21 protein-coding genes are annotated in these 19,656 nt (G+C 71.5%); 18 read left to right on the forward strand and 3 right to left on the reverse strand.

Annotated features, from left to right (window positions below):
• From HGAM_RS17545 to HGAM_RS03660, 18 genes are all read left to right on the forward strand, one after another.
• Positions 1 to 589: flagellar hook-length control protein FliK (locus tag HGAM_RS17545; RefSeq protein WP_019144100.1), on the forward strand; the 589-nt coding region annotated here is incomplete at its 5' end.
• A gap of 15 nt (positions 590 to 604) precedes the next feature.
• The gene (locus HGAM_RS20535) at positions 605 to 1,084 is read left to right on the forward strand and encodes a flagellar hook assembly protein FlgD (RefSeq protein WP_019144101.1); all 480 of its coding nucleotides are present in this window, start codon (positions 605 to 607) and stop codon (positions 1,082 to 1,084) included.
• Positions 1,085 to 1,102: 18 nt separating this feature from the next.
• Positions 1,103 to 1,951, forward strand: a complete 849-nt coding sequence (locus tag HGAM_RS03585; RefSeq protein ID WP_019144102.1) for a flagellar hook-basal body complex protein — start codon at positions 1,103 to 1,105, stop codon at positions 1,949 to 1,951.
• Positions 1,952 to 2,074: 123 nt separating this feature from the next.
• On the forward strand, positions 2,075 to 2,362 hold the full coding sequence (locus HGAM_RS19990; protein ID WP_081591860.1) for a flagellar FlbD family protein: 288 nt from the start codon (positions 2,075 to 2,077) through the stop codon (positions 2,360 to 2,362).
• A gap of 1 nt (position 2,363) precedes the next feature.
• Complete coding sequence (locus HGAM_RS03595; RefSeq protein WP_019144104.1) at positions 2,364 to 3,143, forward strand: motility protein A; 780 nt, start codon at positions 2,364 to 2,366, stop codon at positions 3,141 to 3,143.
• Between the two features lie 3 nt (positions 3,144 to 3,146).
• Positions 3,147 to 4,040: a flagellar motor protein MotB gene (locus HGAM_RS17560; protein WP_019144105.1), complete on the forward strand. Its 894-nt coding sequence runs from the start codon at positions 3,147 to 3,149 to the stop codon at positions 4,038 to 4,040.
• On the forward strand, positions 4,037 to 4,477 hold the full coding sequence (locus tag HGAM_RS03605) for a flagellar basal body-associated FliL family protein (protein WP_019144106.1): 441 nt from the start codon (positions 4,037 to 4,039) through the stop codon (positions 4,475 to 4,477). The genes HGAM_RS17560 and HGAM_RS03605 overlap by 4 nt, the downstream gene beginning before the upstream one ends.
• 46 nt (positions 4,478 to 4,523) lie before the next feature.
• Positions 4,524 to 5,480 carry a flagellar motor switch protein FliM gene (locus HGAM_RS17565; RefSeq protein WP_020691383.1) on the forward strand — a complete coding sequence of 319 codons (957 nt, stop codon included), beginning with the start codon at positions 4,524 to 4,526 and terminating at the stop codon, positions 5,478 to 5,480.
• Complete coding sequence (fliN, locus tag HGAM_RS03615) at positions 5,477 to 6,232, forward strand: flagellar motor switch protein FliN (protein ID WP_019144108.1); 756 nt, start codon at positions 5,477 to 5,479, stop codon at positions 6,230 to 6,232. The genes HGAM_RS17565 and fliN overlap by 4 nt, the downstream gene beginning before the upstream one ends.
• Before the next feature lie 2 nt (positions 6,233 to 6,234).
• Positions 6,235 to 6,639, forward strand: a complete 405-nt coding sequence (locus HGAM_RS03620) for a FliO/MopB family protein (RefSeq protein ID WP_019144109.1) — start codon at positions 6,235 to 6,237, stop codon at positions 6,637 to 6,639.
• The gene (fliP, locus tag HGAM_RS03625; protein WP_019144110.1) at positions 6,636 to 7,406 is read left to right on the forward strand and encodes a flagellar type III secretion system pore protein FliP; all 771 of its coding nucleotides are present in this window, start codon (positions 6,636 to 6,638) and stop codon (positions 7,404 to 7,406) included. The genes HGAM_RS03620 and fliP overlap by 4 nt, the downstream gene beginning before the upstream one ends.
• 10 nt (positions 7,407 to 7,416) lie before the next feature.
• The gene (locus HGAM_RS03630; RefSeq protein ID WP_019144111.1) at positions 7,417 to 7,686 is read left to right on the forward strand and encodes a flagellar biosynthetic protein FliQ; all 270 of its coding nucleotides are present in this window, start codon (positions 7,417 to 7,419) and stop codon (positions 7,684 to 7,686) included.
• Between the two features lie 4 nt (positions 7,687 to 7,690).
• Complete coding sequence (locus HGAM_RS03635; protein ID WP_019144112.1) at positions 7,691 to 8,458, forward strand: flagellar biosynthetic protein FliR; 768 nt, start codon at positions 7,691 to 7,693, stop codon at positions 8,456 to 8,458.
• Entirely contained in the window at positions 8,458 to 9,615 is a 1,158-nt protein-coding gene (locus HGAM_RS17570; RefSeq protein WP_019144113.1) for an EscU/YscU/HrcU family type III secretion system export apparatus switch protein, read from the forward strand. Before HGAM_RS03635 ends, HGAM_RS17570 begins: the two co-directional genes overlap by 1 nt.
• Before the next feature lie 83 nt (positions 9,616 to 9,698).
• Positions 9,699 to 11,744 (forward strand): flagellar biosynthesis protein FlhA, encoded by a 2,046-nt coding sequence (gene flhA / locus HGAM_RS03645; protein ID WP_019144114.1) that lies wholly within the window; start codon positions 9,699 to 9,701, stop codon positions 11,742 to 11,744.
• Entirely contained in the window at positions 11,741 to 12,004 is a 264-nt protein-coding gene (locus HGAM_RS03650; protein ID WP_019144115.1) for a hypothetical protein, read from the forward strand. Before flhA ends, HGAM_RS03650 begins: the two co-directional genes overlap by 4 nt.
• 32 nt (positions 12,005 to 12,036) lie before the next feature.
• A complete protein-coding gene (locus tag HGAM_RS03655) occupies positions 12,037 to 13,602 on the forward strand; it encodes a GAF domain-containing sensor histidine kinase (RefSeq protein ID WP_019144116.1) in 1,566 nt (521 codons plus the stop codon).
• A complete protein-coding gene (locus HGAM_RS03660; protein WP_019144117.1) occupies positions 13,599 to 14,252 on the forward strand; it encodes a response regulator in 654 nt (217 codons plus the stop codon). The genes HGAM_RS03655 and HGAM_RS03660 overlap by 4 nt, the downstream gene beginning before the upstream one ends.
• Positions 14,253 to 14,273: 21 nt before the next feature.
• Here the strand turns inward: HGAM_RS03660 and HGAM_RS03665 are convergent, their stop codons facing one another.
• From HGAM_RS03665 to HGAM_RS03675, 3 genes are all read right to left on the reverse strand, one after another.
• Positions 14,274 to 16,901 (reverse strand): ABC transporter ATP-binding protein/permease, encoded by a 2,628-nt coding sequence (locus tag HGAM_RS03665; RefSeq protein WP_019144118.1) that lies wholly within the window; start codon positions 16,899 to 16,901, stop codon positions 14,274 to 14,276.
• Entirely contained in the window at positions 16,901 to 17,980 is a 1,080-nt protein-coding gene (locus HGAM_RS03670; RefSeq protein WP_019144119.1) for an ABC transporter permease, read from the reverse strand. Before HGAM_RS03670 ends, HGAM_RS03665 begins: the two co-directional genes overlap by 1 nt.
• Positions 17,981 to 18,051: 71 nt before the next feature.
• Positions 18,052 to 19,638: an ABC transporter substrate-binding protein gene (locus tag HGAM_RS03675; protein ID WP_019144120.1), complete on the reverse strand. Its 1,587-nt coding sequence runs from the start codon at positions 19,636 to 19,638 to the stop codon at positions 18,052 to 18,054.
• Positions 19,639 to 19,656 lie beyond the last annotated feature (18 nt).

Here is a 19,656-nt window from a genome sequence, read left to right on the forward strand (position 1 = left end):
GGGGCAGCCTGCCGCCGAGGCCGAGCCGGCGGCCGCCCCGGCGCCGCTCGCGCCGGTCGCGCGCGTCGAGGCCCCGGCCGGTCTCGCCGCGCTGGCCCCGGTCACCGCTCCGGTGGCGACCACCGCGGTCGCGCCGACCGCCCCGGTCACGCCGGCGGCGATCGTCGACCAGATCGCGCCGCACGTCACCAGCCTGGCCGAGTCCGGCCCGGGCGTGCACCGGCTGAGCCTGACCCTCGACCCGGCCGAGCTCGGCCAGGTGCGGGTCGTGCTGGTGCAGCGCCACGACGAGATGCACGTCGTGCTGAGCGCGTCCGAGGGTGCCCGTGCGGCGCTCCAGCAGGGCAGCCCCGAGCTGCGCCGCCTGCTGGAGGCGGTCGGCCTGCCCGAGGCCCGGGTCACGATCACCGACTCCGGCTCCGGCGGCGCCACCGACCAGCGCGGCGGCCAGACCAGCGGCGACAGCCTGCGCGAGCAGGCTCCGCGGAGCTTCGCCCCGGCGCCGGGCGCCGCGGTGCGCAGCGACGCCGTCCCCACCCGTACCCCGGTCATGGCGGCGGCCTCCGCCGGCCTCGACCTGTCCATCTGACGAGGAAGGACCCCCATGCCCGTCAACTCCGTCGTCCCGGTCGACGCCTCCACCGGTCGGTGGACGAACACCGCCAACGGCTCCAGCGTCGGTGAGCAGTCGTCGACCGCCAACGACAAGAGCATGTTCCTGAACCTGCTGGTCACCCAGCTGCGCTACCAGGACCCCATGAACCCCACGGACTCCTCGGAGTTCATGGCCCAGACCGCCCAGTTCCAGTCGCTGGAGGTCATGCAGGACGTGGCCAGCCAGCTGTCGGCGCTGCAGTCGTCGCAGATGGCCTTCGGCGCCAGCAGCCTGGTCGGCCGCACGGTCAGCTACGCCGACCCCGCCGACCCCAAGAAGACCCTCACCGGCACCGTCAACGGTGTCAGCTTCGAGGCGACCGGACCCGTCCTGGACGTGGCCGGCACCAAGGTCCCGATGCTCAACGTCGTCTCGGTGACCGACGGCTCCACCCCCACCCCGCCCACGACCCCCGGCACCTCCGCCTGACCTCCCAAGGAGAACACCATGCTTCGCTCCCTCTTCGCCGGCATCAGCGGCCTGCGCGTCAACCAGACCATGCTCGACGTGACCGGCAACAACATCGCCAACGCCAACACGACGGGCTTCAAGTCCAGCACCACCGTCTTCTCGGACACGCTGAGCCAGATGCTCACCGCGGCGTCGGCCGAGAACGCCGGCCGTGGCGGCACGAACCCGATCCAGATCGGCCTGGGCGTCCAGGTCGCCGCGACCAACGCCAACTTCGGCCAGGGCTCGGCGCAGGTCACCAACGTCCCGACCGACCTCATGCTCAGCGGCGACGGCTTCTTCGTCGTCCGTGACGGCGCCGAGAACGTCTACACCCGCGCCGGCGCGTTCACCTTCGACGAGCAGGGCTCGCTGGTCAGCCCGACCGGCATGCGCGTCCAGGGCTACGAGATCGCCGCCGACGGCACCCGGGGCGCCGACCTCGAGGACGTCACGCTCGACTTCACCCACCTCGGCCTGCCGGCCGGCACGACGCTGAAGTCGTACAACATCGGCTCGGACGGCAAGGTCCGCGGCGTGTTCTCCGACGGCTCGCAGCACGACATCGCGCAGATCGCCGTGGCCGACTTCGTCAACCCGATGGGCCTGGAGAAGGTCGGCGACACCGCCTTCCGCGAGTCGGCCAACTCCGGCCCGGCGCAGGTCGGCATCGCCGGCGAGGGCACGCGCGGCCAGATCCGCTCCGGCGCCCTGGAGATGTCGAACGTCGACCTCTCCCAGGAGTTCACCAACCTGATCCTCGCCCAGCGTGGCTTCCAGGCCAGCTCGCGCGTCATCACGACGTCGGACCAGGTGCTCGAGGAGCTCGTCAACATCAAGCGCTGACGTCCGTCCGCGCACCGTCGGCCATCGCGACACGCGAACCGCTCAGGTTCCGCTCGTGGTGGCCGATGGTGCTGTATGCGGCCACGGACGGCTGTGCTGGAACTCGCCAAGGACTGGTGGAACATGATCACGCTCACGCGCCTCTCAGGCACGACCTTCATCCTGAACTGCGACCTCATCGAGAGGATCGACCGTTCGGGCGACACGGTCGTGACGCTGGTCGACGGCAAGAAGTACGTGGTCTCCGAGACGCCCGCCGAGGTCGTCGGGCTCGTCGCCCACTACCGCAGCGAGCTCTACTCCGGCCGGCACCTGCTCGGCCCCGAGACCCACACCCCCACCTCCTCCGGGCGCGGCTCCGTGGTGACCCTCCCGCGCCGTGGACACGACCTGGACGACGAGGAGCTCTGACATGGATCCCATCACCCTGATCGGCGTCGGCACGACGTTCGTGCTCGTGGTGCTGTTCACCGTCATGGAGGGCGGCGACCCCACCAGCGTCCTGCTCCCCGCCCCCCTGCTGCTGGTCTTCGGCGTCACCATCGTGGTGTGCCTGGCCGGCGGCACCATGGGCGACGCGAAGCGCATCATCCCGTCCATGAAGGAGGCCTTCCTCGGCAAGCCCGCGAAGGCCGCCGACGTCGTGCCGACCGTCGTGTCGCTGGCCGAGAAGGCCCGCCGCGAGGGCATGCTCGCCCTGGAGGACGAGCTGGCCAAGATCGACGACCCCTTCCTGGTCCGCGGCGTCACGATGGCCGTCGACGGCACGGACCCCGCCGAGCTGCGCGAGATCCTCGAGGGCGAGGTCAACGCCAAGGAGGAGGAGGTCAAGCACTCGGCCAAGTTCTTCAACGACGCCGGCGCCTACGCCCCCACCATCGGCATCGTCGGCACCGTGCTCGGCCTGGTGCACGTCATGGAGAACCTCGGCACCCCCGAGGAGCTCGGCCACCTGATCGCCGCCGCGTTCGTCGCCACCCTGTGGGGCGTCCTGTCGGCCAACGCCATCTGGCTCCCGCTGGGCAGCCGGATCAAGCGCCTGGGCCAGCTCGAGGTCGCCCGCATGGAGCTGGTCATCGAGGGCGTCGCCGCGATCCAGTCCGGCTCGAACCCGCGCCTGGTCGCCCAGAAGCTCGAGTCCCTGCTGCCGGTCGCCGACCGTCCGAGCAACAGCGACAAGAAGGCGGCCTGACCCGTGGCGCGCAAGAAGCAGGAGGAGGAGCACGTCAACCACGAGCGGTGGATGGTCACGTACGCGGACATGCTCACCCTGCTCTTCGTGCTCTTCGTGGTGCTGTACGCCATGAGCCAGGTCGACGAGGCCAAGTACGCCGCCCTCAAGGAGGGCCTCAGCGAGGGCTTCGGCATGACCGCGGTCATGCAGGGCTCGGACGGCGCGATGCAGGCCAGCTCGATCCAGGAGGAGCCGCAGGCCAAGGCCGACGACAGCTCCGAGCAGTTCGGCGGCGTCGACCCCGAGGTGCAGCAGAAGATCGACGAGGCGGTCAGCGCCCACGACCGGTCCCAGCTGCAGCACCAGTACGCCGAGGCCCAGGCCGAGGCGCAGGACCTGACGCAGGTGTGGCGCGAGATCAGCTCGGCGCTTCAGGCCAAGGGCCTGCAGGAGGACGTGCAGGCGGTGCTCGACGAGCGCGGCCTGGTGATCAGCCTGGTCTCCAAGCACATCGTCTTCGAGCCGAACCTGGCGACGCTGTCCAGCCGCGGCCGCGAGGTCGTCGACACCATGGCCCCGGTGCTGCGTCGTATCCAGGCGCCGCTGGAGATCTCCGGCCACACCAACCAGGTCGACGTGAAGCCCAAGTTCTACGACACCGACTGGGACCTGTCGTCGGCGCGCGCCATCACGGTGCTGCGCTACCTGCACGAGTCCCGCAAGGTGCCCCAGGAGCGGCTGCGCCTCTCGGCCTTCGGCCACGAGAAGCCGCTCGTCGACCCCGCCAAGAAGGGGTCCCAGGACGTCAACAAGCGCGTCGACATCGTCGTGCTGTCGTCGCTCGCCGCCGAGAGCAGGCAGCTGCTCGGCACCAACCCGCTCACGTCGCTGAGCCCTGAAGGAGAGAACTCATGACCGTCTCGCAGATGCCCGTCGAGGAGGGCGCGGAGAAGAAGGGCGGCAAGAAGAAGCTGCTCATGATCCTGGTGCTCGTCGTCGCGCTCGCCGCGGCCGGCTGGTTCTTCTTCCTCAAGCCCGGTGGCGACGAGGCCGAGGCTGCGGAGGCGCCGGTGGCCGGCGAGGTCGTGCCGCTCGAGGCGACCCAGGTCAACCTGGCCGGCGGCCACTACCTGCGCATCGGCATCGCCCTGCAGCTCGTCGAGGGCGCCCACGAGCTCGACGGCTCGATGGCGATGGACTCGATGATCTCCACCTTCAGCAACCGCCAGCTCAACGAGGTCGTCAACGCCAAGTCCCGCGAGGCGCTGCGCAAGAAGCTGGTCGAGGTCGTCGACCACCGCTACCACGGCGAGGTCATGGACGTGTACTTCACCGAGTTCGTCACGCAGTAGAAAGTTTCATCTCAGGTCCGGTGGAGGCCGGACGATACGTGCTCATGTGAAAACAGCGCAGCACGCAGACGGGCATGCCCGCACGCCGGCCGCCCGAGCGCGTCGTCGGGACCGGGCGGCGACCGTCGTCCCGTACGACTTCAGCCGTCCCATCCAGCTCTCGCGTGAGCACACGCGCATGCTGCAGATCGCCTTCGACGGGTTCGCCCGCCAGGCGACGACGGTGTTCACGTCGGTGCTGCGCACCGTCTGCCAGGTCAACCTGATCGTCATCGAGCAGCGCAGCTACGCCGAGTACGTCGACGGCCTGGACGCGCTCACGCACATGACCATCTTCTCGGCCGACCCGCTCCCGGGCCGCTGCGTCATGGAGATCCCGCTGGAGACCTCCATGGCGGCGGTCGACCACATGCTCGGCGGCCACGGTCGCGGCGACCAGCCGCACCGCGCGCTCAGCGAGATCGAGAGCAACGTGATGTCGGGCCTCATCGACCGGCTGCTGGCCGAGATGCGGTACTCGATGTCCGGCCTGGTCGCGATCGACCCCGAGGTGCGCGCCACCGAGTACAGCCCGCAGTTCGCCCAGGTCGCCGGAGCCGGCGACGTCGTCGTGCTGCTGTCCTTCGAGCTCAAGATCGGCGACCGCGACAGCAGCCTGTCGCTGTGCATGCCGTTCAGCTCGATCCTGCCCCACCTCGTCGGGGCGTCCTCGCCGGCGCCGGCCTCGGACCGCGAGCGCGCCGAGCTGGCCCGGTCGGCCAAGACGCTGCGTCAGCAGTTCGACCAGGTGCCGGTCGACGTGCAGGTGCGCTTCCGGCCCACCGCGCTGACGCCCGAGGCCCTGCACGGCATCTCCGTCGGGGACGTCGTGCGGCTCAACCACCCGTCCTCGGCGCCGCTGGACGTCGTCGTCGACGGCACCACCTTCGCCCACGCCACCCCCGGAGCCCGCGGCGCCCACCTCGCCGCGCTGATCGTCCCCACCCAGGAGAGCACGTCATGACGGACATCGTCGAAACCCAGGTCACCGAGTCGGCGGCCGTCGCGGCCGCCGCGGCACTGCCGTCGGTCGACGCCCTCACCGCCGGTCCGGCCGAGCGTCCCTCGCCGGTCCTGGTGAGCGCCTTCGCCGCCGCGGTCGTCGCCGACCTGGGCGGTGCCGGCGGCCGCATCGGCCTGCTGGTCGCGCCCGGCCTCGTCGCCGCGCTGGCCGACACGCCCCTGGGCGAGCTCGACCTGACCGCGGTCGTGCAGCCCGCGATCGACGCCGCCGCCGAGCAGCTCGGCCGCTCGGCCGCCGGCGCCCGGGTCGTGGACCTCGGCGCGATCGACGCCGAGATGGGCGAGACCTACATCGCCTCGGTCATCGCCGACTCCGCGCCGGTCGCCGCCCTGCTGGTCTCGGACACCGCCGCCGCCCCGGCGCCGGTCGCCGCCCCCGAGGCCCCGTTCGTCGGCACCGCGCCGACGAGCACCCCCGCCGGCCTGGTCGACGGCCCGCGTCCCGCGCGCGGCATCGAGATGCTGCACGGCGTCATCATGGACGTCACCGTCGAGCTCGGCCGCACGCAGATGAGCGTCCGCGACCTGCTCGCCCTGACGCCGGGCACCGTGCTCGAGCTCGACCGCGCCGCCGGCAGCCCGGCGGACCTGCTGGTCAACGGCCGGCTCATCGCCCGCGGCGAGGTCGTCGTCGTGGACGAGGACTTCGGCCTGCGCGTCACCGAGATCCTCGACGACAACGCCGGAGCCTGACCGTGGATCTCGGGGTCCTCGTGCGGCTCGTCCTGTCGCTCGCGCTGGTGGTCGGCCTGATGCTGCTCATCGCGCGCTTCGTGGGCAAGCGCTACCAGAGCTCGGGCTCGGTGCTGGACGTCGTCCACCGCCAGCAGCTCTCGCGCGGGTCGTCGGTCGTCGTCGTCACCACGGCCGGCCGCGGCCTCGTGCTGGGCGTCACCGACAACCAGGTCAGCCTGCTGGCCGAGGTGGACCCCGAGGACCTCGTGGTGCCCGAGCCGGACATCGCGACCGTCGAGGTCGAGGACCCGGGCGCCGCGACCGGCGCCACCCCGGCCACCGCTCCCACGGGCTCGTTCGACGGCTCCGTGCTCTCCCCGCAGGCCTGGCGCCAGCTCGTCGACGGACTGAGGAAGCGCGCGTGACCCGAGTCCTCCGCCGGCTGCTCTGGACGGCCGGCCTGTCCGTCCTGCCCGTGCTCGCCGCGGCGCCCGCCCACGCGGCCGGCCCGCGCGGCCCGCAGGGCCCCGGTGACGTCACCGTCGAGCTCGACGGCCTGACCAACGACCCCAGCACGTCGGTCGTCACGATCATCGCGCTGACGCTCGTCTCGCTGCTGCCCGCGATCGTCCTGACCTGCACCGCCTTCACCAAGGTGCTGGTCGTGCTGGGCCTGACCCGCAACGCGCTGGGCCTGCAGCAGACGCCGCCCAACCAGGTGCTCGCCGGACTGGCGCTGTTCCTGAGCCTGTTCATCATGGCCCCGGTGCTGAGCGCCATCAACGACGCCGGCATCCAGCCCTACATGAACGGCGACCTCAGCGCGACCGCCGCGTGGAACGCCGGCATCGAGCCGCTGCGGCAGTTCATGATCGCCCACACCGGCGACTCCGAGCTGCAGCTGCTGAGCAACGTGGCCGAGCGTGAGCTGCCCGACACCCGCGACGACGTGGCGCTGACGACGCTCATCCCGGCCTTCGTGCTGAGCGAGCTCAAGCAGGCCTTCATCATCGGCTTCGTCATCTTCATCCCGTTCCTGGTCATCGACGTCGTCGTCAGCGGCGCGCTCATGGCCCTGGGCATGATGATGATGCCGCCCACGATCGTGTCGCTGCCGTTCAAGCTGCTGCTGTTCGTGCTCGTCGACGGCTGGGCCCTCATCGTGACCGCGCTCGTCTCGAGCTACGGGTAAGGGGGCCACCATGACCGACACCCAGGTCCTGGAGATCGCGATGCACGCCATGGTCATCGCGCTCAAGCTCTCCGCGCCGATCCTCGTCACCAGCCTCGCCATCGGCTTCCTGGTCTCGCTGTTCCAGTCGATGACCCAGATCCAGGAGTTCACGCTCGCCTTCGTGCCGAAGCTCATCGGCGTCGGCGTCGTGCTCATGGTCTCGGGCAACTGGATGCTGCACGAGCTGCAGAACTTCACGGTCGGCCTGTTCGACATGCTGCCGAGCCTGCTCGGGTGACCGCGTGACGCTCAGCCTCGCCGGCGAGCCGCTGCTGGCCTACCTGCTCGCCTCCGTGCGGATCTTCACCTGGCTGATGATCGCGCCGCCCTTCGCCGGGCGGACGGTCCCCACCAACCTGAAGGCCGTGCTGGCGGTCGGGCTGGCCATGGCCGTGGCCCCGCTGACCGGCGGGGCCGAGATCCCCGGCACCACGCTCGGGCTGCTGCTCGAGGTCGTCGGCCAGGTCTTCGTCGGCGCGCTCATGGGCTTCGTGACGATGATGCTGTTCTCGGCCGTCGCGGCGGCCGGCAGCATCATCGACCTGTTCGGCGGCTTCGCCATCTCGGCGGCCTTCGACCCGCTGAACATGACCATGAACACGATCATGGGCAAGTTCCACGCCATGCTCGCCATGGCGCTGCTCATCGTCTCCGGCGGACACCTGCTCATCGTCGGCGGGCTGCTGAAGACCTTCGCCGTGCTGCCGGTCGGCGAGTCGATCTCCATGCCGACGGGTGCGGAGGTGCTGACGACCGCGTTCGGCGTGTTCTTCGTGACCGCGGTGCAGATCGCCCTGCCGCTCGTGGCGGTGCTGTTCGTGGCCGACCTCGGCCTGGCGCTGCTGACCAAGATCGCGCCGCACCTCAACGCGATCAACGTGATGTTCCCGGCGAAGATCGGGCTCACCCTGCTGGTCGTCGGCATGTCCTTCCCGGTGCTGCCGGGCGTCATCGACCGTCTCGTCGAGCTGATCCTCGAGGCGATGTCCACGCTGGCGGGAGGTGGCTGATGGCGAGCGGGAGCGAGGAGAAGACTGAGAAACCCACAGCCAAGAAGAACAAGGAGAACCGCAAGGAGGGCCAGGTACCGCGGACGCCGGAGATCGGCGGCTGGTCGGCCCTCCTGCTGTTCGCCCTGTTCCTGCCGGCGCTGGTGGGCCGTGAGCTCGGTGCGCTGCGCGACATCATGGCCGAGTCGTTCACCGGCCTGGAGGAGGCGGACCCGGCGCACGCGCTGAGCCTGCTCGGCTCGGCCGCGACGCACGCGCTGTTCGCGCTGGTGCTGCTGGGCAGCGGCGTCATGGTCGTCGGCGTCGCCGGCGCGCTGGCCCAGGGCGGCTTCTACCTGGCCACCAAGGCGGTCAAGCCGTCGGCCAAGAAGCTCAACCCGATCACGGGATTCAAGCGGGTGTTCGGCCTCCAGGCGCTGTGGGAGGGCGCCAAGGTGCTGGTGAAGTCCGCGCTCGTGGGCATCCTGGTCTGGACCTCCATCCAGGGCATCATCCCGCTCGTCGGCCGCTTCTACTCGGTCAGCTCGATGATCGACCAGGTCACCGCCGACGTCGTCACGCTCGTGCGCTGGGTGGCGCTGGCCGGCGTGCTCATGGCCGCGGCCGACTACCTGTTCCAGCGCCGCAAGGTCGGCAAGCAGACCCGCATGACCAAGCAGGAGGTCAAGCAGGAGCACAAGAACAGCGAGGGCGACCCGCTGCTCAAGGGCGCGATCCGCTCGCGCCAGATCGCCGCCTCGCGCAACCGGATGATCGCCGACACCGCCAACGCCGACGTCGTGCTGGTCAACCCCACCCACGTCGCGATCGCGCTGAGCTACCCCGACGGCGCCGGCGCGCCCGTCGTCACCGCCCGTGGCGCCGGCGCCGTCGCCGCCCGCATCCGCGAGGTGGCCACCGAGAACCGCGTCCCGCTCGTGCAGGACGTGCCGCTCGCCCGGGCGCTGTACCGCGCGGCCCGGGTGGGCCAGCAGATCCCGCCCGAGCTGTTCGCCGCCGTCGCCCAGGTGCTGGCCTACGTCATCAGCCGCAAGCGCAGCGGCCAGGCCGCGGGCGAGCACCGGTCGCCGCGCGGGGACGAGCCGCTGCCCGACGTGCTGCCGGCCGGCCGACGGCGTCCGCGAAACCCCTCAGCCGAGGAACCGCCCGGCCGATAGGGGCAACGACACCAGGACGGCGTCGCCAACCAGGCCAGGGACGGTCGCCGGTCTCGTCGACCCCCGAAAGGTGTCACCCACCCATGGATCGCAAGCGGCTCAAGCAGCTGGGCGTGCCCGTCGGCGTCGTGCTGATCGTCGTCATGCTCGTCGTGCCGATGCCGGCGCCCGTGCTCGACCTGCTCCTGGTCGTCAACCTCACCACCAGCATCCTGGTGCTGATGGTGGCGATGTTCGTCAAGAAGCCGCTCGACTTCGCCGCCTTCCCCGCGATCCTGCTGGTGATGACGCTGTTCCGGCTCGCGCTCAACGTCAGCGCGACCCGCCTGGTGCTCACCGAGGCCCACGCCGGCAAGGTCATCGAGACCTTCGGCCACTTCGTCGTCGGCGGCTCGCTCATCGTCGGCCTGATCATCTTCGTGATCCTGCTGATCATCCAGTTCGTGGTCATCACCAACGGTGCCGGCCGTGTGGCCGAGGTCGGGGCGCGCTTCACCCTCGATGCCATGCCCGGCAAGCAGATGGCGATCGACGCCGACCTCAACTCCGGCCTCATCGACGAGGAGGAGGCCCGCCGGCGGCGCACCGAGGTGCACGCGGAGGCCGACTTCTACGGCGCGATGGACGGTGCGTCGAAGTTCGTCAAGGGCGACGCGATCGCGGCCATCATCATCACGCTGGTCAACCTGATCGCCGGCTTCGCCGTCGGCATGGCTCAGATGGGCATGAGCTTCGGCGAGGCGGTCGAGACCTACAGCCTGCTGAGCGTCGGCGACGGCCTGGTCTCGCAGATCCCCGCCCTGCTGCTCTCGGTCGCCACCGGCCTCGTCGTCACGCGGTCCACCGCGGACGACGACATGGGCTCGGACATCCTGCGCCAGCTCACCCAGAACCCGATGCCGATGCGCATCGCGGGCGGCGCCGCGCTGTTCATGTGCCTCATCCCGGGCCTGCCGAAGGTGCCCTTCATCCTGGTCGGCGGCGTGCTGCTGATCCTGTCGGCCCGGGTGGCGGCCGAGCTGGCCAAGGAGCCCGTCGTCCTGCCCGACGACGTGCCCGAGGCCGTGGCCGAGCTGCCCGAGACGATCGCCGCCCAGGTGCAGGTCGACCCGCTCGGCCTGGAGCTGTCGGCCGACATCATCGACCTGGTCGACCGCAGCGTCGGCGGCGACCTGCTCGACCGGGTCAAGGCGCTGCGCCGCAAGATCGCCGGCGACGTCGGCGTCGTCATCCCGCCCGTCCGCACCCGCGACAACCTCGAGCTGCCCGCCCGCACCTACCGGATCACGATGTTCGGCGTCGAGGTCGCCCGCGGCCAGGCGCCGCGCGGCACCGTCCTGGCCATCGGCGACGGGCTCAACGCCCTGCCCGGCGAGCCGACCAAGGAGCCGGTGTTCGGCCTGGACGCCCGCTGGGTCGCCGCCGAGCTGCGCCACCAGGCCGAGGTGCTCGGCGCGACCGTCGTCGACCGGGCGTCGGTCATCACGACCCACCTCTCCGAGGTCGTCACTCGCAACGCCTCGCGCCTGCTGGGCCGCGAGGACGTGGCGATGCTCGTGCAGGTGGTGAAGCGCTCCAACCCGACCGTGGTGGAGGAGCTGACCCCGGCCCAGCTGAGCCTGGGCGAGATCCAGCGCGTCCTGCAGGGCCTGCTCGACGAGCAGGTGCCGGTGCGCAACCTGGTCGGCATCTTCGAGTCGCTGTCGCTCAAGGCGCGCGACACCAAGGACGTCGACGCGCTCGTCGACGCCGCCCGCCTGGGCCTGGGCCCGGCGATCGTCGAGCCGTACGTCACCGACGGCGTGCTCAACGTCATCACGCTGGAGCCCACGCTGGAGCACCGGATGCTCGAGGCCATGCGCCCCGGCGACCGGGGCCACGTCATCGCGCTGGACCCGGTCTCGGCCCAGCAGGTCATGGCCTCGGCCGCCGACCTGGCCACCCAGGCCGAGAACGCCGGGGTGCGCCCCGTGCTCGTGTGCGCCCCGCAGATCCGCCCCGCGCTGCGCCGGATGCTCGCCCCGGCCCTGCCGACGCTGCCGGTCGTCTCGTACTCCGAGGTCGACGGCGGTGGCGACGTCCACGCCGTCGGCGTCGTCGGCCAGCCCGAGGCGGTGGGCGTCCGATGAGGCCGCCCAGCCTGCTCGCGCTGCTCCTGGCGCTCGTCTGCTCGGTGCCCGCGTTCGTCGGCGCCGGCGCCGGCACGATGACCGGGGACGACGCGGTCGGCCGCGCCGTGGTGCTGCTGCTGACGGCGTGGGGACTGGAGCTCCTGCTGCGCCCGGCGGCCCTGCGGATCATCCACGGACCGCCCGCGGCGATGGACGTCCCGCCGGGTGGACCGGAGGTCCCGGCCCAGGATGGCCCGACGGTCCCTGAGGTCGCCTAGACTGCCCGCGTGCGGACGGAGCTGAGGACCACGTGAGCGGATCCCTGGCCGGACCGCGCACCCCCGGCGTCCTCGACGCCGCCCCGGACCTCGCGCCCGACGCCCCGCTCGAGGTCGTCCTGCGCCGGGTGCTCGTCCGCGCCTGCCGTGAGGTCGGCGCCCGGCTCGCCCTGCTCGTCTACGTCGACGAGCACGTCCCCGGCGACGCGCGCGTCGTCGATCACGGCCTGGACGACGCCACCCGCGCCGCCCTGTCCGACGCCGCGGACCGCGCCGCGCTGCTCGCCGCCGACGCCGACCTGGGGCCCGACAGCGTCGCCCACGCCGTCCACGTCGGCGGCGTCGCCTACGGACGCCTCCACCTGCGCGGCAAGCAGACGCCCGGCGGTCCCGGCTTCGACGAGCACGACCGGCGGCTCGCGGCCGTCTTCGCCGACGTGCTGGGCCCCACCATCGAGCACGTCCGGCTGCACGAGCGGGCCCGCCGCCAGCGCGCCTGGGCCGAGGCCGCCGCCGACATCGCCGCGGTGCTGGTCGGTCCGGTGTCGCAGGCGTCCGCGCTGCAGCTCGTGGCCGACCGTGCCCTGGCCGCCGTCGACGCCGACTTCGTGGCCGTGCTGCTCCCGCGCGACGACACCAGCCTCGCGGTCGAGGTCGTCGCCGGGCGCGACGTGCCGCCGGCCCTCGTCGGCGAGCTGACCCGCCCGGACGGCCTGCCCGCCGAGGTCGTGCGCACGGGCGCGGGGCTCGTCGTCCCCGACACCGACCTCGAGCCGCTGTACCTGCCCGGCGAGGAGGAGCGCTGGCCGCAGCTGCGGTCGGTCATCCTGCTGCCGCTGCCCGGCGACGAGCACGTCGGCGTCCTCGCCCTCGGCTGGCGCGAGCGGCTGGCCCCGGGCAGCTGGCAGCTCGACCCGACGCTGCCGCAGCGCTTCTGCGACCAGGCCGGCCTCGTCGTGCAGGTGGCGCGGGCGCGCGCCGACCGCGACCGGCTCGCCGTGCTCGAGGACCGCGACCGCATCGGCCGCGACCTGCACGACTTCGTCATCCAGCGGCTCTACGGCACCGCCCTGGGGCTGGAGGTGCTCGGCCGCCGGCTCGAGCCGGGTCCGGTCGCCGACCAGGTGTCGCAGGCCGTCGACCAGCTCGACGAGACCATCCAGGACATCCGCCGCACGATCTTCGAGCTGTCCACCGCCGAGGACGAGGGCGTCCGCACCGAGCTGCTGCGGCTCAGCGACGTCGTCGCGCGCAGCGTCGGCTTCCGGCCGCGGCTCGTGGTCGACGGCCCGGTCGACACGCTCGTCGTGGGCCCGCTGCGCCACCAGGTGCTGGGCGTGCTGGGCGAGGCGGTCTCGAACGCGGTGCGTCACGCGGGAGCGTCCAGCATCGACGTCGAGGTGCGCGCGAGCGTGCACGAGGGTGTGCTGGTGCGCGTGACCGACGACGGTCGTGGACTGCGCGGGCACGCCCCGCGCGGTGGACTGCTGAACATGGCGCACCGGGCCGAGGGCCTGGGCGGGTCGTGCGCCGTGCGCGACCGGCCCGACGGGGGCGTCGAGGTGCTGTGGCAGGTGCCCGGAGAGGCGGTGCGATGAGCGACGTGCGGATCTTCCTGGTCGACGACCATCCGATCGTGCGGCAGGGGGTGAAGGGGCTGCTCGACGCCGAGCCCGGCCTGGAGGTCGTGGGCGAGGCCGACTCGGCCCAGCAGGCGCTCGACCGCATCCCGGCGCTGCAGCCCGACATGGCGCTGCTGGACGTCCGGCTGCCGGACTCCTCCGGCGTCGACCTGTGCCGCGAGCTGCGCCACACCATGCCGGGGCTGCGGGTGCTGTTCCTGACGTCCTACGAGGACGACGAGGCGCTGTTCGCCGCGATCATGGCCGGCGCCTCGGGCTACGTGCTCAAGCAGGTGCGCGGCACCGACCTGCTCGACGCGGTGCGCCAGGTCGCGGCGGGCAAGTCGATGCTCGACCCGGTGATGACCAGCCGCGTGCTCACCCGCATCCGCGAGGGCAAGCCCGACGACTCGCAGCTGGACCAGCTGTCCGAGCGCGAGCGCACGGTGCTCGACCTGATCGGGCGCGGGATGACGAACCGCGAGATCGCCGCCGAGCTGTTCCTGGCCGAGAAGACGGTCAAGAACAACGTCACCCGGCTGCTCTCCAAGCTCGGCCTGGAGCGACGCACCCAGGCGGCGGTGCTGGCCGCCAAGCACGCCTGGGACCGCGACGCGCGCAAGTAGCGCGCGCCGCGGCCCCGCGGCTCAGCCCTCGACCAGCAGCTGCGCGTGCTCGGCGCGACGGCGCTGCTGCTCGACCGGGTCCGGCACCGGCACGGCCGCCACGAGACGGCGCGTGTAGTCCTCGGCCGGCGAGCCGAGCACCTGGGCGCGCGGGCCCACCTCCACGAGCCGGCCGGCCTGCATCACGGCCACGCGGTTCGCGAGCCGGTCCACGACCGCCAGGTCGTGGGTGATGAACAGGCAGGCGAACCCGCGCCGCTGCTGCAGCTCGACGAACAGCTCCAGCACCCGCGCCTGCACCGACACGTCCAGGGCGGACGTCGGCTCGTCGGCGATGAGCAGGTCCGGGTCCAGCGCGATCGCGCGAGCCAGGCTCACGCGCTGGCGCTGGCCACCGGACAGCTCGTGCGGGTAGCGCTCGGCGAACGCCGCCGGCAGCTCCACGTCCTCGAGCAGCGTGCGGACGCGCTGCTGCACCTCCGCGGCCGGCAGGTCGCGGTGGACGTGCAGCGGCTCGGCCAGGGTCTGCCCGATCGACAGCCGCGGGTTGAGCGAGGCGGCCGGGTCCTGGAAGACGAACCCGAAGCGCTCGCGCATCGGACGCAGCTGGCGGTCCGACAGGCCTGAGACCGTCGTGCCGCTCACCCGCACCAGGCCGGACGTCGGCTGCTGGAGGCCCACCGTCGTGCGTCCGACGGTCGACTTGCCCGAGCCGGACTCCCCGACCAGGGCCAGCACCTCGCCGCGGCGGATGGTCAGGCTGACGTCGTCCACGGCACGGAAGCTCGGCTCGCCGAATCCGCCGGGGAACTCCACGACGAGGTTCTCGACCTCGAGCACGACGTCGGCCGACGGGTCGACCTCGCCCGGCCCGTCCTCGGCGCCCAGGTGCGGCACCGCGTCGAGCAGGCGCTGCGTGTACGGGTGCTGCGGGGCGGCGAACAGCTCGTGCACCGGCGCCTGCTCGACGACCTGGCCGCGGTACATGACCACGACCCGGTCGGCGACGTCGGCGACGACGCCCATGTTGTGCGTGATGAGCACGATGGCGGTGCCGAGCCGGTCGCGCAGGCTCAGCAGCAGCTCCAGGATCGCCGCCTGCACGGTGACGTCCAGGGCGGTCGTGGGCTCGTCGGCGATGATGACGTCCGGGTCGCAGGCGATCGCCATGGCGATGACGACGCGCTGCTTCTGACCGCCCGAGAGCTGGTGCGGGTAGTAGTCGACGCGGCGCTCGGGGTCGGGCAGCCCGACCAGCTCGAGCAGCTCGACCGCCCGGGCCCGCGCCTCCTTCTTGGAGACGTCGCGGTGCGCCCGGATGCCCTCGACGAGCTGCGCGCCCACCGTGTGCACCGGGTTGAGCGCCGTGGACGGCTCCTGGAAGACCATCGACACCTGGTCGCCGCGGATCGGGCGCAGCGCGCTGTCGGACAGGCCGATCAGCTCGGTCTGCTCCCCGCCGCGGGTCAGCACGGCCGACCCCTCGGCGGTGGCGGTGCCGGGCAGCAGGCCCATGACCGCGCGCGAGCTGACGGACTTGCCCGACCCGGACTCGCCGACCACGGCCAGCACCTCGCCCGGGGCGACGTCGTAGGAGATGCGGTCGACCGCCCGGATCGGCGCCCCGTCGGTGCGGAAGGAGACCGACAGGTCGGTCAGCGACAGCGCCGCGACCCGGCGGTCGTCGGTGGCGACCGTGGTGGTCGGCTCGACGGCCTGGTCCAGCTCGGGCTCCACCGCGGCCTCGGACGCCTCGCCGCCGCGCGTGCGCAGCAGCGGGTTCATGACGTCGTTGAGGCTCTCGCCGACCAGCGTCACGCCCAGGACGACCAGCACGATGGCCAGGCCCGGGAACAGCCCGGTCCACCAGATGCCGTTGGACGCGTCCGAGAGCGCCTTGTTCAGGTCGTAGCCCCACTCGGCCGCGGCCGACGGCTCGATGCCGAAGCCCAGGAAGCCGAGCCCGGCCAGGGTGAGGATCGCCTCGGACGCGTTGAGCGTCGCGATGACCGGCAGCGTCTGGGCGACGTTCGCCAGCACGTGGCGGCCCAGGATGCGCGGCGTGCGCACGCCGGCGACGCGGGCGGCGTCGACGTACGGCTCGACCTTGACCGCGACGGTCGCGTTGCGGATGACGCGGTAGTACTGCGGCACGAAGACCACGGTGATCGAGATCGCCGCGGCGAGGATGCCGCCGAGCGCACCGCTCGACCCGCCGGAGACGACGATCGAGACGACGATGGCCAGCAGCAGCGACGGGAACGCGTACAGCGCGTCCATGACCAGCAGGAGACCCCGGTCGAGCGCGCCACCGAGGTAGCCCGAGACCAGGCCCAGCGGGACGCCGATGAGCGAGGACAGCACCACGGCGACCACGATCACCTCGACCGCGGTGCGGGCGCCGTAGACGACCCGCGAGAACACGTCGGTGCCGCCGACGTTGGTGCCGAACCAGTGGTCGGCCGACGGAGCCTGCTGGGTGCCGAAGACGCCGCCGGCGTCGCGGTCGGCGTTGAAGTCGTACGGCGCGATCCACGGCGCGAGGATCGCGACGAGGATGAACGCCAGGACGATGACGATGCCCAGGACGAGCATGAACCGCTGCAGGCCGTGCGAGTCGCGCACGACGCGGGGGACGGGAAGACGCATCAGAACCTCACCCTCGGGTCGACGAGCGCCACGACCACGTCGATCAGGAAGCTGAACACGCAGACGATGAGCGCGATGAGCGTGACGATGCCCTGCACCGCCAGGAAGTCGCGGCGGACGAGGTAGTCGGCCAGCTGCAGGCCCAGGCCGTCCCACTCGAAGGTGGTCTCGGTGAGCACCGCACCGCCCAGGAGCATCGCGATCTGCAGGCCCATGACGGTCACGACCGGCACGAGCGCGTTGCGGAAGGCGTGCTTGCCGACGACGCGGCGCTCCTTGACGCCGCGGGCGCGGGCGGCGGTGACGTAGTCGGCGCGCAGGGTCTGGATCAGGTTGACCCGCACCAGGCGCAGGAAGACGCCACCGGTGAGCAGGCCCAGGGCGAGGGCCGGCAGCACGGCGTGCTGGACGACGTCCCACACGTACGCCGGGTCGCCCCACAGGATCGCGTCGATCAGCAGGATGTTGGTCTTGGGCTTGACGTCCTGCAGCGCGAGCTCGGTGGTGATCGAGGCGCGTCCGGACGTCGGCCAGCCGTACGGGGAGACGGCGAGCTTGAGCAGCAGGCCGACGAAGAAGACGGGGGCGGCGTAGAACAGGATCGCCAGCAGGCGCAGCACGACGTCGGGCAGCTGGTCGCGCTTGCGGGCGGCGAGCCGGCCCAGCGGGATCGCGACGGCGAAGGCCACGATCAGCGCGTAGATGCTCAGCTCGAGCGTCGCGGCACCGTTCTTGACCAGGATCTCGCTGATCTCGCGGTTGTCGGTCAGCGTGGTGCCGAAGTCGCCGTGCAGCAGCCCGGACAGGTACTCCCAGTACTGCTGGATGAGCGGACGGTCCAGGCCGGCCGCCTCCTTGCGCTCGGCGATCTGCTCGGCGGTGAGCCGTCCGGCGTTGGCCGCCGTGATCGGGTCGCCGATGACGCGCATCAGCACGAAGACGGTCGTGACCAGCACCCACAGCATGGGGATGATCAGGGCGAGCCGGACCAGCAGGTAGCGGGCCAGCGGCGGAAGGCCACCGCGTCGCGACGACGTGGTGACAGGTGGGTCGCTCGGGGCGAGCACCTCGGTGGTCATGGAGTCCTCCAGGGGTGGGGTGGACGTGCGACGGGGCGGGACCGGATCGGTCCCGCCCCGTCAGGCCCGCGTCACTTCGACAGCGACGTGAACCGGAACTTGAACGACGCGTCCAGGGTGTCCGAGACGCCCTTGACCTCGTCGACGCCGATCGCGACCTGCGCGCCGGTGAGCAGCGGCAGGATCGGGACCTGGTCGGCGATGCGGTCCTGGATCTCGCCCAGGGTCTTCTCGCGCGAGGCCGTGTCGGCGTCGGTGCGCTCCTTGTCGAGCATCGCCGCGGTCGTGGCGTCGTCGTAGTGGGACTGCAGGAAGTTGTTCGGACCGAAGAACGGCGTCAGGTAGTTGTCCGAGTCCGGGAAGTCCGGGAACCAGCCCAGCTGGTAGGCCGGGTAGGAGTCGGCGACGCGCTCCTCGCTGTAGGTCGTCCACTCGCTCGACTGCAGCGTGACCTTGAACAGGCCGGTCTCCTCGAGCTGGCGCTTGACCGCGTTGTACTCCTCGGCCGAGTTCGAGCCGTAGTGGTCCGGGCTGTACTGCAGGCTCAGCGCGACCGGCGTCTTGACGCCCGCGTCGTCGAGCAGCTTCTTGGCCGCGGCCGCGTCCGGCTTCTCGCCGTAGGCGGTCTTGAACGACTCGGTGGCGCCCGGCAGGCCCTCCGGCACGGCCGACCACGCCGGCGTGTAGGTGCCCTTGTAGACCTGCTCGCTCAGCGCGGCGCGGTCGACGGAGTAGGCAGCGGCCTTGCGGACCGCGTTCTTCTGCGCCTCGTCGGTGCCGGGCATCGTCTTGAGGTTGAAGACGATGTAGCGCAGCTCGCCGCCGGGGCCCTTGTGGACCGTCACGCCGTCGGCCTTCTCCAGGCTCTCGATGTCGGTCGGGGTCAGCGAGCGGTACGCGACGTCGATCTTCTTGTTCTCGATGTCGAGCTTCAGGTTGTTGGCGTCCTTGTAGTAGGACATCGTCACCTGGTCGGCCTTCGGCTTGCCGTAGGTGCCGTCGTAGTCGGGGTTGGCCTTGAACTGGGCCACCTCGTTCTTGCTGTACTTGGCGATCGTGTACGGGCCGGAGAAGCCGTCGGCCTCGACCGCCTCGTCGTCGCTCAGCACGCGGTCCTTGGGGTAGGTCTTCTCGTCGACGATCGGGCCGGCGGAGGTGACGAGCACCTGCGGGAAGGTCTGGTCGTTGGGCGACTTGAGCGTGAAGACGACCGTCTGGGGGTCCTTCGCCTCGACCTTGGCCATGTTGCCCAGCAGCGACGCCGGGCCGTTGGGGTTGTTGATGTCGACGATGCGCTGGTAGGAGAACGCGACGCTCTCGGCCGTCAGCGGGTTGCCGTTGGCGAACTTCAGGCCGTCCTTCATCGTGCACGTGTACTCGGTCGGCGTGGTGAAGTCGCACTTCTCCGCGGCGTCCGGCGTGAGCTCGGTGCTGCCGGCGGGGAAGTTGAGCAGGTACTGGTAGACCTGCGTCTGGACGTTCAGCGAGCCGTTGTCGTACGCGCCGGCCGGGTCGATCGAGACGACCTTGTCGGTCGTGCCGACGACGATGGCCTCGCCCGAGGAGTCCTCGGAGTCGTTGCCCGCCCCGCACGCGGCCAGGGCCGCGGCAGCGAGGGCGGTCGCGGCGACGGCCGCCGCACCCCTACGAATACGCATGTGTTGCTCCTTGTTGTC

It is taken from the genome of Aeromicrobium massiliense JC14 (assembly GCF_000312105.1).
In the GTDB taxonomy this organism is placed as follows: domain Bacteria; phylum Actinomycetota; class Actinomycetes; order Propionibacteriales; family Nocardioidaceae; genus Aeromicrobium; species Aeromicrobium massiliense.

Bases quoted from the DNA above. Each gene is read 5' to 3' on its own strand.
- HGAM_RS20535 (WP_019144101.1), top strand. From the start codon at position 605: ATGCCCGTCAACTCCGTCGTCCCGGTCGACGCCTCCACCGGTCGGTGG.
- HGAM_RS03605 (WP_019144106.1), top strand. From the start codon at position 4,037: ATGACCGTCTCGCAGATGCCCGTCGAGGAGGGCGCGGAGAAGAAGGGC.
- fliN (WP_019144108.1), top strand. From the start codon at position 5,477: ATGACGGACATCGTCGAAACCCAGGTCACCGAGTCGGCGGCCGTCGCG.
- HGAM_RS17570 (WP_019144113.1), top strand. From the start codon at position 8,458: ATGGCGAGCGGGAGCGAGGAGAAGACTGAGAAACCCACAGCCAAGAAG.
- HGAM_RS19990 (WP_081591860.1), top strand. From the start codon at position 2,075: ATGATCACGCTCACGCGCCTCTCAGGCACGACCTTCATCCTGAACTGC.
- HGAM_RS03630 (WP_019144111.1), top strand. From the start codon at position 7,417: ATGACCGACACCCAGGTCCTGGAGATCGCGATGCACGCCATGGTCATC.
- HGAM_RS03650 (WP_019144115.1), top strand. From the start codon at position 11,741: ATGAGGCCGCCCAGCCTGCTCGCGCTGCTCCTGGCGCTCGTCTGCTCG.
- HGAM_RS03675 (WP_019144120.1), bottom strand. From the start codon at position 19,638: ATGCGTATTCGTAGGGGTGCGGCGGCCGTCGCCGCGACCGCCCTCGCT.
- HGAM_RS03665 (WP_019144118.1), bottom strand. From the start codon at position 16,901: ATGCGTCTTCCCGTCCCCCGCGTCGTGCGCGACTCGCACGGCCTGCAG.
- HGAM_RS03585 (WP_019144102.1), top strand. From the start codon at position 1,103: ATGCTTCGCTCCCTCTTCGCCGGCATCAGCGGCCTGCGCGTCAACCAG.
- HGAM_RS03595 (WP_019144104.1), top strand. From the start codon at position 2,364: ATGGATCCCATCACCCTGATCGGCGTCGGCACGACGTTCGTGCTCGTG.
- HGAM_RS03660 (WP_019144117.1), top strand. From the start codon at position 13,599: ATGAGCGACGTGCGGATCTTCCTGGTCGACGACCATCCGATCGTGCGG.
- flhA (WP_019144114.1), top strand. From the start codon at position 9,699: ATGGATCGCAAGCGGCTCAAGCAGCTGGGCGTGCCCGTCGGCGTCGTG.
- HGAM_RS03670 (WP_019144119.1), bottom strand. From the start codon at position 17,980: ATGACCACCGAGGTGCTCGCCCCGAGCGACCCACCTGTCACCACGTCG.